This is a genomic window from Collimonas fungivorans Ter331 (assembly GCF_000221045.1).
GTDB classification, from domain to species: domain Bacteria; phylum Pseudomonadota; class Gammaproteobacteria; order Burkholderiales; family Burkholderiaceae_D; genus Collimonas; species Collimonas fungivorans_A.
Genome location: NC_015856.1, coordinates 3,742,098 through 3,757,007, shown reverse-complemented (window position 1 = coordinate 3,757,007; position 14,910 = coordinate 3,742,098). Strand labels below are relative to the sequence as shown.

Annotated in this window: 16 protein-coding genes and 1 pseudogene; 12 read left to right on the top strand and 5 right to left on the bottom strand. The window is 58.5% G+C overall.

All coding sequences use genetic code 11. From position 1 onward, the window contains the following. Window positions 1-254: 254 nt before the first annotated feature. A complete protein-coding gene (locus CFU_RS16535) occupies window positions 255-2,981 on the top strand; it encodes an autotransporter serine protease (RefSeq protein ID WP_238531326.1) in 2,727 nt (908 codons plus the stop codon). Between the two features lie 101 nt (window positions 2,982-3,082). Here the strand turns inward: CFU_RS16535 and CFU_RS16530 are convergent, their stop codons facing one another. Further along, window positions 3,083-4,243: a saccharopine dehydrogenase family protein gene (locus tag CFU_RS16530; protein WP_014007179.1), complete on the bottom strand. Its 1,161-nt coding sequence runs from the start codon at window positions 4,241-4,243 to the stop codon at window positions 3,083-3,085. Between the two features lie 149 nt (window positions 4,244-4,392). Here CFU_RS16530 and CFU_RS16525 point away from each other — a divergent pair, with 149 nt between their 5' ends. The 9 genes from CFU_RS16525 to arsH all read left to right on the top strand — a co-directional run bounded on the left by CFU_RS16525 (window position 4,393) and on the right by arsH (window position 10,455). After that, window positions 4,393-4,839, top strand: a complete 447-nt coding sequence (locus tag CFU_RS16525; RefSeq protein WP_014007178.1) for an Lrp/AsnC family transcriptional regulator — start codon at window positions 4,393-4,395, stop codon at window positions 4,837-4,839. 247 nt (window positions 4,840-5,086) lie between these two features. Then, the gene (locus tag CFU_RS16520) at window positions 5,087-5,554 is read left to right on the top strand and encodes an SRPBCC family protein (RefSeq protein WP_014007177.1); all 468 of its coding nucleotides are present in this window, start codon (window positions 5,087-5,089) and stop codon (window positions 5,552-5,554) included. A 94-nt stretch (window positions 5,555-5,648) separates the two neighbouring features. Further along, entirely contained in the window at window positions 5,649-5,990 is a 342-nt protein-coding gene (locus CFU_RS16515) for an ArsR/SmtB family transcription factor (RefSeq protein ID WP_014007176.1), read from the top strand. Further along, window positions 5,987-6,403 (top strand): ArsI/CadI family heavy metal resistance metalloenzyme, encoded by a 417-nt coding sequence (locus tag CFU_RS16510; RefSeq protein WP_050808622.1) that lies wholly within the window; start codon window positions 5,987-5,989, stop codon window positions 6,401-6,403. The genes CFU_RS16515 and CFU_RS16510 overlap by 4 nt, the downstream gene beginning before the upstream one ends. 69 nt (window positions 6,404-6,472) lie before the next feature. Beyond that, window positions 6,473-6,973: an arsenate reductase ArsC gene (locus tag CFU_RS16505; RefSeq protein WP_014007174.1), complete on the top strand. Its 501-nt coding sequence runs from the start codon at window positions 6,473-6,475 to the stop codon at window positions 6,971-6,973. A gap of 53 nt (window positions 6,974-7,026) precedes the next feature. Next, complete coding sequence (gene arsB / locus CFU_RS16500; protein ID WP_014007173.1) at window positions 7,027-8,094, top strand: ACR3 family arsenite efflux transporter; 1,068 nt, start codon at window positions 7,027-7,029, stop codon at window positions 8,092-8,094. 3 nt (window positions 8,095-8,097) lie between these two features. Beyond that, the gene (locus CFU_RS16495; protein ID WP_014007172.1) at window positions 8,098-9,324 is read left to right on the top strand and encodes an MFS transporter; all 1,227 of its coding nucleotides are present in this window, start codon (window positions 8,098-8,100) and stop codon (window positions 9,322-9,324) included. Next, a complete protein-coding gene (arsC, locus tag CFU_RS16490; RefSeq protein ID WP_014007171.1) occupies window positions 9,321-9,752 on the top strand; it encodes an arsenate reductase (glutaredoxin) in 432 nt (143 codons plus the stop codon). Before CFU_RS16495 ends, arsC begins: the two co-directional genes overlap by 4 nt. Beyond that, entirely contained in the window at window positions 9,733-10,455 is a 723-nt protein-coding gene (arsH, locus tag CFU_RS16485) for an arsenical resistance protein ArsH (RefSeq protein ID WP_014007170.1), read from the top strand. Before arsC ends, arsH begins: the two co-directional genes overlap by 20 nt. A gap of 11 nt (window positions 10,456-10,466) precedes the next feature. On the opposite strand, the gene CFU_RS16480 is transcribed toward arsH, so the two are convergent. The 3 genes and pseudogenes from CFU_RS16480 to CFU_RS16475 all read right to left on the bottom strand — a co-directional run bounded on the left by CFU_RS16480 (window position 10,467) and on the right by CFU_RS16475 (window position 12,100). After that, window positions 10,467-10,772, bottom strand: a complete 306-nt coding sequence (locus CFU_RS16480) for an NIPSNAP family protein (protein WP_014007169.1) — start codon at window positions 10,770-10,772, stop codon at window positions 10,467-10,469. 215 nt (window positions 10,773-10,987) lie between these two features. Further along, window positions 10,988-11,141 (bottom strand): annotated as a pseudogene (locus CFU_RS25235) (NAD-dependent epimerase/dehydratase family protein); the annotation flags it as partial. Between the two features lie 65 nt (window positions 11,142-11,206). Continuing rightward, window positions 11,207-12,100 carry a LysR family transcriptional regulator gene (locus CFU_RS16475; RefSeq protein ID WP_014007168.1) on the bottom strand — a complete coding sequence of 298 codons (894 nt, stop codon included), beginning with the start codon at window positions 12,098-12,100 and terminating at the stop codon, window positions 11,207-11,209. 118 nt (window positions 12,101-12,218) lie between these two features. On the opposite strand from CFU_RS16475, the gene CFU_RS16470 reads away from it, so the two are divergent. Beyond that, window positions 12,219-12,404, top strand: a complete 186-nt coding sequence (locus CFU_RS16470) for a 4-oxalocrotonate tautomerase (protein WP_041742222.1) — start codon at window positions 12,219-12,221, stop codon at window positions 12,402-12,404. Window positions 12,405-12,610: 206 nt separating this feature from the next. Further along, window positions 12,611-13,552, top strand: coding sequence for a cupin-like domain-containing protein (locus CFU_RS16465; RefSeq protein ID WP_041742221.1), 942 nt, complete (start codon window positions 12,611-12,613; stop codon window positions 13,550-13,552). 55 nt (window positions 13,553-13,607) lie between these two features. On the opposite strand, the gene CFU_RS16460 is transcribed toward CFU_RS16465, so the two are convergent. Then, window positions 13,608-14,897: an MFS transporter gene (locus tag CFU_RS16460; protein ID WP_014007165.1), complete on the bottom strand. Its 1,290-nt coding sequence runs from the start codon at window positions 14,895-14,897 to the stop codon at window positions 13,608-13,610. Window positions 14,898-14,910: the final 13 nt, after the last annotated feature.

The window sequence follows — 14,910 nt, the reverse complement described above, 5'->3', positions numbered from 1 at the left end:
AACTACTTGCTATTAATCATCAATTCCATCAAATATCTGCTCATTTTTTTAGCATTTAATGGCAGCCTTGCATTGTATCGGCCAGCGGCCGGAGGTATTGTGCATGCTCTTTTTGACCAAGCAATTTGACGCAAGAACGACTACGGGCAACCCTCGCCAGGCGTTTGCCGCAAGTTAAACCTCCGAATGAACCTATGAACCGAGAACCCGCAAGCCGCCTCCCCTTATCTGTTGTGTCAGCCGCGGCGATCACCATGCTCTCTGCGTGCGGCGGCGGTGGCGGCGGCTCTTCCGGGTCAGGCAGCGCGCCGCCGGTCTCGACCAGCAGCGCGACCTCCGCGCTCAACCCCAACGATCCGAGCAATGCCGGCGCCGCCCATGCGCGCGGCGTCACCGGAGCCGGCGTGACGGTGGCGGTGGTCGACACGGATTTTAATGTCAGCGATCCGGAATTTGGCGGACGCCTCAGCAAGACCGTGTATTCCAGCGGCAGCGCCGGCGACAGCCATGGCAGCGAAGCGGCGGAAGCGCTGGGCGGCAGCAGCTACGGCGTGGCGCCGGCGGTCAATATGCTGGGCGCCGCGGTCGGCATCGGTGGTGAAAGCGTCACTTTGAATGCCTCGGTTTACCAGGACTTGTTCAACAAGGGTGCACGTATCTTTAACCAGTCGAACACCTTCGGTTCGATCGCAACGCCCGGCGGCAACGGCCCGACTTTCTACAATATCTATCAGCCTTTCGTGAGCAAGGGCAGCTTGTTCATCTGGGCCGCGGGCAACGATGGCAGCGCCCATCCCAGCCTGACGGCGGGCTTGCCGGCCCTGTATCCCGACCTGCAAAAAGGCTGGCTGGCGGTGGTGGCGGTGAATGCCGCCGGCGGCGCTCAGGGATACAGCAGCAGCGACACCACGCCGGGGGTGATTTCCAGTTATTCGAACCGCTGCGGCGAGGCCGCCAACTGGTGCCTGGCGGCGCCTGGCGATTTTATCTCGGCCACGGCAGGCCGCCGGGTCTACGGCACCTCGTTCGCGGCGCCGGCGGTAACCGGCGCGGCTGCCCTGGTGCAGCAATCCTATCCCTGGATGAATGCCGACCAGATCCGGCAAACCATTTTGTCCACGGCAACCAGCATGGGCGATACAGCTACTTATGGCTGGGGTCTGCTGAACGCCAGCAAAGCCGCCAACGGCCCAGCCTTGTTCGATACCAGGCTGACCTTGGGCGGCAACTTCGTCGCCAGTTTCGATTCCGTCAGCGCAACCTTCGCCAATAACATTGGCGGCAATGCCGGTCTGCTGAAAGACGGCAGCGGCACGCTGACCCTGTCCGGCAACAACACATACAGCGGCGCCAATGAAATCGCGAAAGGCACGCTGAACGTCACCGGATCAGTTGCTTCCGCAGTCACCATCGACAGCGCCGGCGTGCTGTCCGGCGACGGCGGCCGCATCGGCGGCAGCGTCTCCAACAGCGGCCGTCTCAGCAATACCGGCGGCGGCATGACGATTGCCGGCAACTACACGGCCACCGCCAGCGCGGTGCTGGCCAACCAGTTCAATTCAACCCTGACCGTAGGCGGCAGCGCCACGCTCGGCAATTCGCACCTGGTGGCGACCACGCCTGCCGGCAGCAGCGATCCGTCCGGCTACGTGGCGCAGCTGGTCGGTGTCAAAGGTAAGGTGTTGACCGCTGCCAGCGGCGTATCCGGCGTGTTCCAGGATGTGTCGTTCGAACACGACGGTACGGTTTTCAACCCAGGCACCTTCTTGAACGCGACGCTGGCTTATACCGCCAATGAAGTTGACTTGAGCATTGCACGCAACGACGTCAAGGCGGTTGCAGCGCAAGCGTTTGCTGCTGACCCTACACGCACCAACAGCGCCGCCAACGTCGAGACCGGCCTCAAGGCGGCCGACGCCATGGCTGCCAGCGGTAACACTGGCGGCAACAACAGCGCCTTCCTGAACAGCGCCGCGGCGCTGCAGCGCACGGCGGATATCGCTGCCGCAGCGCAGGTGCTGGACAGTTTGTCGGGACAGATCTATGCCTCGTCGCAGGCGCTGACCTTCCAGCAGTCGCAAGCCATCAACCGTGATTTGTCGAACCGTCTGTCGCTACTGGCTAATCCGGTTGCGGGCGGCGCCAAGGCGGGCTTGTGGGCCAGTGTGATCGGCGCCACCGGCAAGCTCGGCCAGTCCGGCTATTCCTCGGCCGATACCTCGACCTGGGGCGGCCAGTTCGGTTTCGATACGCACCTGAACGACAAGGCGATCATCGGCGCCGCGCTGTCCTATTCGGAAAGCAAAGCCAGCTTCGACCGTTTCGGCGGCGCTGCGAACAGCCAGGATACCGGCTTGTCCCTGTATGGCCGCTATGCGCTCAGCCATGACGGCATCTACGTCTCCGGCCGCGCCGGCATCGCCCGCGTAACCAGCAAGATCAATCGCAGCGTGATCCTCGGCAGCGAGGTCGACAGCCTGTCCGCCAACCATACCGACAGCATGATTTCAGCCTATGCCGAAACCGGCTACGTGCGCAAACTGTCGGCGACATCGACCTTGACGCCGTTTGCCGGCATCAGCTACGACCGCCTCAAGCGCGGTGCGTTTACCGAAACCGGCAGCCCCTTCGGCCTCACTGCCGGCAGCAGCAGCTACCACCAGACTGCGGGCGTGCTTGGCTTGCGCGGCGACGCCGGCTTCGACTGGCTGGGCGGCCATAGCAACGTACAGGCCTACGCGGCCTGGCAGCACGGCTTCAAGGACGGCAAGCTGGATTTCAACGCGGCTTTCGTGGGCGCGCCGGCTGCCGGTTTTTCGGTGCAGGGCATCGGCCTGGCGCGCAACAGCGGCTGGGCCGGGATTGGCGTCTCCAGCGTGTTTGCCAGCAATTGGAGGTGGTACGGCAATTACGATGCGCAGTTCGGCAAGGGCGGACTGGTCAACAATGTATTTTCGGCAGGGGTACGCAAAGCGTTTTAACGACATCGCCGCTGCCGCGGTCCGCCAGCGATAAAACAAACGGCCTGTATAACTCTTGCGAGCGATACAGGCCGTTTTGCCGAGAACTTCGTGCCGTGCGTTTAGGCAACCGCTTTCAGTTTATTGAAATCGGTATTGCTGGCCGGTGCAAAACCGCCGTGGGCAGGAGCGTGGCCGGCGTAGAACTGGCCGAAACGGTTGGCCAGGAAATCGGCCAGCGTAACTTGCTCTTGCCGCACAAAACCGCTTTGCGGCAATACGCCCGTAACAACCAGGTCGACCATGGCGCAGATGCCGGCCGCGGTAGTCAGCTGGATCGCCGACAGCAACTGGCCGTTGACGTGCTGGCTATAGGTCTTCTGGGCATAGGTTTCCTGCTCAAGACGGCCGTCGCGCATGCCGCTGACGCTGACGAAGGTCAGCACCACGTCCTGCTTGGTGATCGGGATCGAGGTTTCCAGCACTTCCTTCAGGATCGGACGGCGTTCCAGTTTGCCCAACTGCAGGTCGCGCACCAGGATCTTGATGATGTCGCGATGGCCGGGATAACGCACGGTCTTGTAGTCCAGGTTCTGCACCCGGTCGCGCAGGCTTTCGCACAAGGTGCCGAGGCCGCCCGAGGTGTTGAACGCTTCGTAGTCGACGCCGTCGAGCGAGAAGTGTTCCAGCTCTTCCAGCGGCGAAGTCTCGCGCAGCACGCCGTCGACGATTGCTTCGCAAGGATTGCAGTATTCGTTGATCAGGCCGTCGGTGCTCCAGGTCAGGTTGTACTTGAGCGCATTGCTAGGGAAGGTCGGCAGCGCGCCGACGCGCATCTTGACGTCATGCAGCTGTTCGAAACGGCTCGCCACATCGTTCGCCACGATCGAAATGAAACCCGGCGCCAGGCCGCATTGCGGCACGAATGCCGTGTCCGAATCGAGCGCCAGCGATTTGACGAAGCGGGTGCTTTCGACATCTTCGGTCAGGTCGAAATAGTGCGACTTCGCGGCTTTTGCGGCGGCGGCGATGACCGGCGTCAGGAAATACGGGCAGGCCGACAGCGTGACATCGTGGCCGCTGATCAGCTTGGTCACGGTCGGCGCGTGCGAGATGTCCGCCAGGATCGTGGTGACGTTGGGGAAACCCGCCTGCTTCACGTATTCCAGCCGCTGTGGATCGCGGTCGGCCACGGTCAGGATATAGTCGCCGGTATGGGACAGCAGGTTGAGGATGGCGTCGCCGATTTTGCCGGCGCCCAGAAGGATCAGTTTGGTGGTCATGTCGTCGCTCGCGTTAGTGTTTTAATCAATGTTGTCTTTTCTGCTGCAACCATTGTAAATTCAAGCGAAGTCAGATAATAGAGTGTAAATAGTCGTCAAAATGTATAATAACGATACATATTGACGAATATTGAAGATGGATTGTCGCGATGAGAGAGAAACTCGACGAAGTTGACCACAAAATCCTGGCCCTGCTGATGGATGATGCGCGCCTGTCCATGGCTACCGTCGCCAAGCGCGTCGGCATTGCCAGGACGACCGCGATAGCGCGGCTGGCGGCGATGGAAAAGAAGGGTGTGATCGCCGGCTACGGCGTGCGCCTCGACCTCGGGCTGTACCAGCCCGCAGTGCGTGCTTACGTCGGCATCTCGATTGATTCCCGCAATGCACCATCATTGGTCCAGCAGCTGCAGCAGATGTCGCAGGTGGAAACCTTGTGCGCGGTGAGCGGTGTGATCGACTACATGCTGACCCTGCGCTGCCAGTCGACCGATGAACTGGACCGCCTTTTGGACCAGATCGGCGCCATGGAAGGGGTGCGCCACACATCGACTTCGATCATCCTCAGCAAGCGGATTGATCGCGGACCGATTTAATGCAGTGCAGCAGATATGTGATTTATCTATAACTGTTATACAAATAATAAAGCAGACATCGATGCTGCGCTGCCATATAGTTACACCTGTCTCCTCCAACACCTCCTAAGGTTTGGATTCAACCCGCTACCGCAAGGTCAGGCGGGTTTTTTTTGCCTGCGAAAAAGACGACGCCGGTTGAGAAATACATGTCACTTTATGGCTGCACTTTCCTGGCTTGGACTAATATGCAGACAGGAGGTGACACATGGATAAAAACAAATCTACGGATCGGATTGAAAAAGAGATTGTGCTCAAGGCCGCCCGCTCGCGGGTATGGCGCGCGTTATCGAATGCCGAGGAATTCGGCCACTGGTTCGGCGTGGCGCTGAAGGGAAAAACCTTCGCCGCCGGCCAGGCCGTGCAGGGGCAGATCACTTATCCCGGCTATGAACACCTGGCCTGGAACGTGGTGATCGACCGCGTGGAGCCGGAAAGCTTGCTCTCTTTCCGCTGGCATCCCTATGCGGTTGATAGCGCGGTCGACTATTCGCAGGAGCCGACCACGCTGGTGGTGTTCGAACTGACGGCGGTCGAGGAGGGCACTTTTCTGCGCGTGGTCGAATCCGGATTTGACAATATCCCAGCCGAGCGGCGCCAGGAAGCGTTCAGCATGAACAGCGGCGGCTGGGACGAGCAGATGAAGAATATCGAAAAGCATGTTGCTGCATCCTAGCCCGATATAGGGCCAAGCAGACGGGCAGGGCCCGTTTGTTTGTGGGATGGCAGAAAACCCTTGATTTATTCAATATTTCAACTATCATTGAAATATGAAAACGAAATCAGTCGTCACCGCCCTTGCGGCGCTTGCCCAGGATTCCCGCCTGGCGATCTTCCGTGCATTGGTGCAGGCCGGGCCCGAGGGGCTGCCGGCCGGAAAAATCGGGGAGATTACGGGCATCTCGCCTTCCTCCGTGTCGTTCCATATGAAGGAGCTTTTTCATGCCGATATGGTGGCGTCGCGTAACGAAGGCCGCTTCGTTATCTACTCCGCCAACTTCGCCACCATGAATGAATTATTGGCATTTCTTACCGAAAATTGTTGCGGGGGTAACCCCTGCATGCCCACTTGCAGTCCTGCCTGTGCCACCACCGAAGGAGCCTCGTCATGAAACGCCTGCATGTCCATGTCGCTGTCGATAACCTGGCAGACAGCATCCGCTTTTATTCATCGATGTTTGCGAATGAACCCACACTGCAAAAGACCGATTACGCGAAATGGATGCTGGACGATCCCCGCGTGAATTTCGCAATCTCGCGGCGCGGCGCGCAATCTGGCCTGAACCATCTGGGCATCCAGGTCGAATCCGATAGCGAACTGGATGAGATGCAGTCGCGCCTGGAGTCGCTTCAGCCTGATGTGGCGAAGGAAGAAAATGTTTCCTGTTGCTACGCCAAATCAGACAAATACTGGGTGACCGATCCACAGGGGATTGCATGGGAGACCTTCCGCACGCTCGATACCATTCCCGTGTTCGGCGACGCGCATGCGAAGCCAGCGGCGGCAGCTGGAAAGTGTTGCTGAAGCGATGATACGGGTCACCCGCGCCAGATGCATTTTTTCGGAACCTGGTAATTCAACATAGGTAGCCCCATGAGCGATAAAGTATATAACGTGCTTTTTCTTTGCACGGGTAATTCGGCGCGCAGCATCATGGCTGAAGCATTGGTAGTCACCATGGGAAAAGGCCGGTTCCGTGGTTTCTCTGCCGGCAGCCGCCCAGGCGGCAGCGTCAATCCTTTTGCCATCGAACAGATCTCGCATACCGACTATCCGCTGGAAAACCTGCGTAGTAAAAGCTGGGATGAATTTGCCGCTGCCGATGCGCCGCAGATGGATTTCATCATTACTGTGTGCGATAACGCAGCAGGCGAAACTTGTCCATATTGGCCAGGCCATCCGTTGTCGGCGCACTGGGGATTTGAGGACCCGGCGCTCGCCACTGGCGCCGACGAATATAAGCGTGAAGTATTCCATAAGGTGTTCCGCCAAATCATGGCGCGCATCAACGTCTTTGTCAGCTTGCCTCTGCACATGCTGGAAAAGAATGCGATCAAACGCGAAATGGATGCTATTGGCCAGAGCAAAGTCTGATGTAAAGACATCGATCTGATCAACCTCAATCCTGTTTTTATTCGAGAATTATTATGTCTGTCCAATGCGAAGTTACCGGTAGACGCGCCGCAGGCGTATCCATGAATTTTTTTGAGCGCTATCTGACTGTCTGGGTAGCGCTATGTATCGTTGTCGGTATTTTTCTTGGGCAGCTTTTCCCGGTCGGGGTGCAAGCGATAGGCTCGTTGGAAATTGCTAAAGTGAACCTGCCGGTCGGCATCCTCATTTGGGTGATGATCATTCCGATGTTGCTGAAGATCGACTTCTCCGCCTGGAATCAGGTCAAGGGACATGTGCGCGGCATAGGCGTGACCTTGTTCATCAATTGGGCGGTCAAGCCGTTCTCGATGGCGTTGCTTGCCTGGGTGTTCATCCGGCACTGGTTCGCGCCGTACCTGCCCGCCGAACAGTTGGATTCTTATGTGGCCGGACTGATCCTGCTGGCTGCCGCGCCTTGCACTGCCATGGTGTTTGTCTGGAGCCGGCTCACCGGTGGCGATCCTTATTTCACACTGTCGCAGGTCGCGCTGAACGATCTGATCATGGTGTTCGCATTTGCGCCGCTGGTGGCTCTCTTGTTGGGCGTATCGAGCATTACGGTGCCCTGGGCCACGCTACTGACTTCGGTAATGTTGTACATCGTAGTGCCCGTGATCATTGCCCAAGTTTGGCGCAAATCCTTGCTGCGGCGCGGCCAGGCCAGTTTCGACAAGCTGATGGAACGCATCCAGCCGTGGTCGATCTCGGCTCTGTTGTTGACCCTGGTGCTGTTGTTTGCGTTCCAGGGCAATGCGATCATCGAACAGCCCCTGGTCATTGCTCTGCTGGCGATTCCTATCCTGATACAGGTTTTCTTTAATTCTGCGCTGGCCTATTGGCTCAATAAGATTGTCGGGGAAAAGCATTCTATCGCTTGTCCCTCTGCGCTGATTGGTGCTTCCAACTTCTTCGAGTTGGCGGTTGCCGCCGCGATCAGCCTGTTTGGCTTCAAGTCCGGCGCCGCGCTGGCAACCGTGGTCGGGGTGCTGATCGAGGTTCCTGTCATGTTGTTGATTGTCGGTATCGTAAACCGCACTCAAGGCTGGTACGAAGGACGTTAAGCCATGCGTAACAATGCCAGCAGCGCCGGATGGCTGATTCCCGCTTTTGGGATGACGCAGATGATTGGATGGGGCGCTTTGTTTTATGCTTACGGCGTCCTGATGGGGCCAATGCAGACTGCATTGTATACCTCTAAGCCGGTCATCGTCGGCGCGTTTTCGTTAGCGCTGCTGGTGTCGGGTTTTCTGTCGACTTTGGCCGGCGCCATCATCGATCGCTTTGGCGGCCGTATTCTGATGGGCGCCGGTTCCGCATTGGCCGCCCTGTTACTGGCACTGTTATCGCATGTGGACTCGGTTACCGAGCTGTACTTGGTGTGGGCGGGGATTGGCGTTGCCATGAGTGCCACCCTGTATCAACCGGCGTTTGCAGTGCTTACGCAAACCTTCGGCTCTGAATATCGCAGGGCCATCACTTTAGTGACGTTGTTCGGCGGTTTTGCCAGCACGGTCTCTTGGCCGCTCACGCAGTTCCTGCTCGGAAAATGCGGTTGGCGTGATACTTGGATGATCTACGCAATCGCCAATCTGTTGTTGTGCCTCCCGCTGCATGCCTTGCTGCCGGTTTTCAGGCAGGATCACGGCGCCAGGGCAGCAGCAGAAACTGCGACCAAGGCCACACTGGCCACAGTGCTGCGGGAGCCGAGATTCTATTTGGTGACCGGCGCCATCACGCTAAACGCTCTGGTGTTTTCAGCCATGTCCTTACATCTGATCTCGATATTGCAGGCACGGGGAGTATCGCCCGCCCATGCCGCGGCAATAGGCGCCCTGGTTGGCCCGATGCAGGTTCTAGGTCGTGTCCTGGAAACCACTATCGGCAAAAAAGCCACATCGCGCCAGGTAGGATTGATTGCTATCTGGCTGTTGCCGCTGGCGCTGGCATTATTACTCGCACCGTCTGAGTGGCTGCTGGTTTACGGCGTATTCGCAGCCATGTACGGGATCGGCAACGGCGTGATGACGATTGTACGCGGCACGCTGCCGGCAGAACTGTATGGCCGCGAAACGTATGGCGCAATCAGCGGCGCCATGGCTACCCCCGTGCTGATAGCGATTGCCGCAGGGCCGTTTGCGGCATCGCTGGTGTATTCGCTGACGGGCGGATACGCTGGAACGATTCTGGTGCTGATCGGTATCGCCCTGCTGGGCGCTATTCTTTTTATTTGCGTCGCCAACCATTCCCCGCTGGCAGATAATCTGCCGGTTTTAAAGAAAGTCGAACCATGAACATTACTATTTATCACAACCCTGAGTGCGGCACATCACGCAATACGCTGGCGCTCATACGCAATACCGGTGTCGAACCTGAAGTCATCGAATACCTGAAACAGCCGCCGTCGCTGGCGATTCTTACGAAACTGATTTCGGACGCCGGTCTCGCGGTACGTGAAGCTATCAGACAAAAGGGCACACCTTATACAGAACTCGGACTGGACGCGCCAGGCCTGACAGACGCGCAATTGCTGGATGCGATGCTGGCGCATCCGATCCTGATCAACCGGCCGTTTGTCGTCACGCCAAACGGCACGCGCCTGTGCCGCCCATCCGAACTGGTGCTCGATATTCTGCCGTTGCCGCAAAAGGGACCCTTCACCAAGGAAGACGGCGAAGTCGTGATTAATTCGGAGGGACGCCGTGTCACAACATCTGATTAAGTTGCCGAACGTCGACGCAGGACTCTTTCACACGCCGCTTGCATCGGACTTTGACGAGGTCGGACGTTCATCGCACGCGCCGCGTTTCCTGCTGCTATACGGTTCGTTACGCGAAAAATCCTATAGCCGCCTCCTCACGATGGAAGCGGCCCGCCTGCTGGAAGCGATGGGCGGCGAAGTCAAAATCTTCGATCCGCACGGCTTGCCATTGCCGGATGGAGAACCGGACAGCCATCCCAAAGTCCGGGAACTGCGCGAGCTGGCGCAATGGGCCGAAGGCATGGTCTGGACCTCGCCCGAACGTCACGGCGCCATGACCGGCATCATGAAAGCGCAGATCGACTGGATTCCATTGTCTATAGGGGCGGTGCGGCCGACGCAGGGCAAGACGCTGGCGGTAATGGAAGTATCCGGCGGCTCGCAATCGTTCAACGCAGTCAACCAGATGCGCATACTGGGCCGCTGGATGCGGATGATCACTATCCCCAACCAGTCGTCGGTAGCCAAGGCGTTCCTGGAGTTCGACGACGAAGGCCGCATGAAACCGTCGTCTTACTATGAGCGTGTGGTCGACGTGATGGAAGAGCTGTTCAAATTCACCTTGCTTACCCGCGATGTTTCTTCATTCCTGGTCGACCGCTACAGCGAACGCCGGGAAACTGCCGAAGAACTCGGCAAACGCGTCAGCCAGAAAGAGATTTAAAAGCGCCTGATTTACTTGAAGACAGGACGGAAGAAGCTGCGTTCATAGCTGACGATGCAGCGGGTTTCCTCGGCATACTTGAACGCTGCCTGGCACTCGGGATCCTGCAGCGACTTCGTCCTGTATTCTTCATACAGCGCGAACGAAGGAAATGTGAACATCGCCAGCGCCACGTTGCTGATTCCCTCCGAGGGAAGGAAGTATCCATGGTGTATCCCGCCGAATTTCTCCACCAGCGGAATCCAGACTTTGCCGTAGTGCTCGAATTCCTTGAGTTTGTATGGATCGATGATGTAACGCAGGTAGCAGGTGACCATGGGAATCCTTGTCGGCAGACTTCAGCTAGAACGATGGGGAAAACAATCGCCACATGATGCCATACAAGGAGGTATTTTATTTCCTGAGTTGATGACCATCCGGCAGCGGCCGATAGCCGCAAAGACGCTGCCGGCGCTCAGCCTGTTCGGTTTTAGAGGTATTTCATCTGTTCGAGATCTGCGATCAGTCCCACTCCGGCCGGGCGCCATCCCTTCTTCGGCGACAGCGTGATACCTGCTGCCGGCTTCCCGTTTCTCCAGCACCAGCCTGTAGAGCCGGGCAGCATCGCTGACATGTACCGCCGGCCAGCGGTTAAGTCCGTCGCCTACATACGCCGAGACTTTCTTCTCGCGGGCGATCTGGATCAGTGGCGCCAACCAGGATGATCGGATAGAACTGGCCGTTGGCGGGGCGACTGAGAAAGCTGAACTGGTTAGTCCGCAGGGCCGAAACACTTTACCAGCAGATCGATAACACTACGTAACTTTGCCGTGGGCCTGCTGTCCTGCCTGTAAATCAGATACATTGGCGTCGGCCTGTATGACCAGGCCGGCAATACCGGCACCAGGCGACCTGCAGCTATATCGTCAGCCAGCAATACTTCAGGTTGAAGCACGATACCTGCTCCATGCAAGGCAGCATTGCGCAAGGCGCTACCCTGGTTTGAACTGAACCGGCCTTTTACCGTTACTTTGCAAAATTCGTCGTCAGGTCCAAGCAAGTGCCAGTGATCATGGTGGCGCCAATACGACAGACCTAGGCAGCTGTGCGCGTTTAATTGCTCCGGGTGTTCCGGTTGCCCGTGCCGGGCCAGATAGCTTGGCGCTGCCGCCAGTATCCTGCGATAGGGACGCAGCGGCCGCGCGACCAGCCCGGTCGCTTCAATTTCGCCGATTTGGATGCCTAATTCATAACCCTCCTTGATCAGGTCAGGCGCGCGATTGTCCAGTGTCAGTTCTACGTTGACTTCAGGATGGCGGGCCAGGTAGTCGGCCAATACAGGAGCAAGACTGTGGCTGCCAAAGCTGACCGGAGCAACCAGCCTGACCAGTCCGCGCGGACTGGCCTGCAGCTCTGAAGCGCTGGCTTCGGCCAGTTCCACTTCCGACAGCACTTTCTTGCAACGCTCGTAATAGAGCCGGCCCACTTCAGTAAGCTGTTGGCGGCGGGTAGTGCGATGGAGTAAACGTGCGCCTAGCCGCTGTTCGATAGTTCGGACGTGCTTGGCAACCATGGTGGAGGAGACGCCGCTGACTGAGGCCGCGGCAGTGAAGTTGCCGCTCTCCACCACTCGTACAAACATCGCCATGCCGGCCAGCTTGTCCATGATTAAGAACCTTGGGGTTTGAAATGATTCAAATTATTGCATATTTATCTGTGTGCCGAACTGCCCGATACTGAGACATCGGGCCCCAATTCCGGGCGCCCCTTACCAAGGAGATATCATGCCTATTTTGCGTTTAGAAATGCATCCCGGCCGCACACTGGAGCAAAAGCGTGCCTTCGTTCGCGAAGTGACTAGAGTTGCCGTCGAAACCCTGACCTGTCCGCCGGAGAGTGTGGACGTTGTGATCAGCGAAATCTCGCGTGAAGATTGGGCAAAGGCCGGCAAGTTGGCGGCGGATAAGTAAATCGGCTTCGAGGCCTCAGCCTGGATCGCGCAAGCGTGACGGTTGAGGCCAGCTCGGAAATATACGGTTATCTGGATTGGCGGCGAGTTGGATCAGTCTGGGTTGATATGTAATCATATCGTTCGAAGTTACGTTGATATCTTTGAATAGCCTGGTGAAAGACTGCTTTCATCGTTAAGAATAATTTGTACAACGATAGAAAAAAAATGAAAAAACCAGCAGCCGATAATCGAGAACGGCAGGAGACACGCCGATCGTCACGATTGTTGCCGCCCCGGCCGTCGTCGGCGGCCATGTCGCCCGAAGACGTTATTGTCAAAAAACAGGCGCGGGAACGGAAGGACGCACTGGTTCGCGGCGTCACTTCGATACAGGAAATGCGTGAAGCGATCAAGCGCGCCGGTCGCGACCTGCCTGTCATTTCCGCAGTGCCACGCATGGGCATGCTCGACGCTGCGGCATTCCGCATGCATGCGGCAAAAGGCCTGCCATTTGTCATCACCGGGCTCGTCGGCAAGTGGCCGCTGTCCGCTCTTACGCCGCAGACGCTGCGCGAACGCTTTGGCGAACTGCACGTGCGCGCAAGGGTCGGCGACTATGTCAATACCGCTTTCGCGCCGGACCGGGCGATGCAGGACATGTCTCTGCTGGCGTACCTTGAGCTCGTCGCAAATCACACACAGGAGCTGCCGCCGTATCTGGGCAACCTCGAATTACGTGAATTGAATGCATTATGCCATTGGCCCGCCTATTTTAATAAAATGGGCCCGCCGCGCTTTTGGCTTGGCCCATCGGGAACGGTGACGCCGCTGCATTGCGACTATGACGATAATATTTTTGCGCAGATCTGGGGCAGCAAGCGTATTTTCCTGTCGCCGCCTCACCACGACGAATTCCTTTACCCGCGCGAGGCGAACGCCATCCTGTTCGGCTCGCCGTTTGACCCCGAGGCGCCGGATTTCGAGAAATTTCCGCTTGCCCGCCAGGCGGCAATGATCGAATGCATCATGCAACCCGGCGAGCTCCTGTATGTGCCGGCCGGGTGGTATCACCAGGTTCGCGCGCTGACATTTTCGCTCTCGGCGAACCGATGGGCCAGGGCGCTGCCGTTGGCATTGAACGGAGATGCTTCTTTGACGGGTGGCTAAATTGATCGAATTCGTCCGTCCCCGCTAGCCAGAAACGGCTTTCCACGGATGCCGTTCATTGCGTGCAGGGTACGCTAGCCGGCATCGCTTGCACAGGTTTTGGGAAAAACCGCAAGGCGACCAGCGCGCATGCGCTGCCTAGCAACCATACCGCCGGCCAGCTGCCGAACGTGAGGATGTGTGGGATCGCCAGCGGCGTCAGGAAACACATCACGAATACGCTGGTGTTCGCCATGCCGAGCGCGGTGCCGGCGTTGCGAGCGCCGGCGATGGTCGCCAGTTCGGTATAAGCGACGCCGTGCCAGGCCGAGATGCTGACGCCGGTCAGCACCAGCATCGCGATCAGCAGCGTCGCCATCACGGGACCGATATTCGGCGACTGGCCGGCCAGCGTCACCAGTGCGGCCAGGGCTGCGAAGGCGATGGCGCTGGAGATGGTGCAGAAGCGCAGGAATTCGCGCCGGTTGCGCTTGCGGTCGGTCCAGCGGCCGCTCCATACGCGCATGACCATGGCGCCGCATTGCAATGTCGCCATGGCGATGGTGATGGCGGCGATGCCGGCGTGGCTGAAGTCGTGCAGGAACACGGCGCCAAAGAACAAGATTGAACATTGCGGCGCGCACAGGATGCCGATCGCGGCGACGATGCGCCACAGCTGGCGGTCCTTCAATGGCGCCGGCGTCGTTGGCTGGCGTGCCGCATGTGTTTTTTCGGCAGCGCTGGCGGCGGGTTCATACAGCCATAGCCAGGTAAAAAACAGCGTCACTGCACAGAACAAGGCAAGCACGCCATACACCGAGGCAAAGCCGAAATGGGCAGCCAGCGCCGGCAGGAACAGGGCGCCGATGGCGCCGCCCAGCGGCACCGCGGTCTGGCGGATACTCATCGCCATGCCGCGCTCGCCTTCGCCGAACCAGGTCATCACCGCGCGGCCGCTGGAGCCGTTGACGCTGCCGCCGAGCAGGCCGACCAGCAGCAAGCCGGCGGCCAGCAACGGCAGGCCGGGCACATGGCCTGGGCCAGGTACAACAAACAACGCCATCAAGGCCAGCGCCACGGCGGTGGTAGCCAGGCCCGACAACAGCACCGGGCGGTCGCCCCAGCGGTCGGTCAGCAAGCCCCAAGGCAGTTCGCTTAAAGCGATGCCGAGACCCATCAGGCCCAGCACCAGTCCCAGTTCCGCGTTGTCGAGATGGTAACCCGAGCGTATCAGGACGGCGGTTGTCGGAATGCCACTGAAGGCGGCTGAGAAGCTGGCATTGGCGGCAACGCCCACGCCCAGCACCTTCCAGCGGTGACGGCGGTCATTGGAGCTTGCAGTAGTGGCAATAGCGGATGAGGACATCTTGATTCTCCTG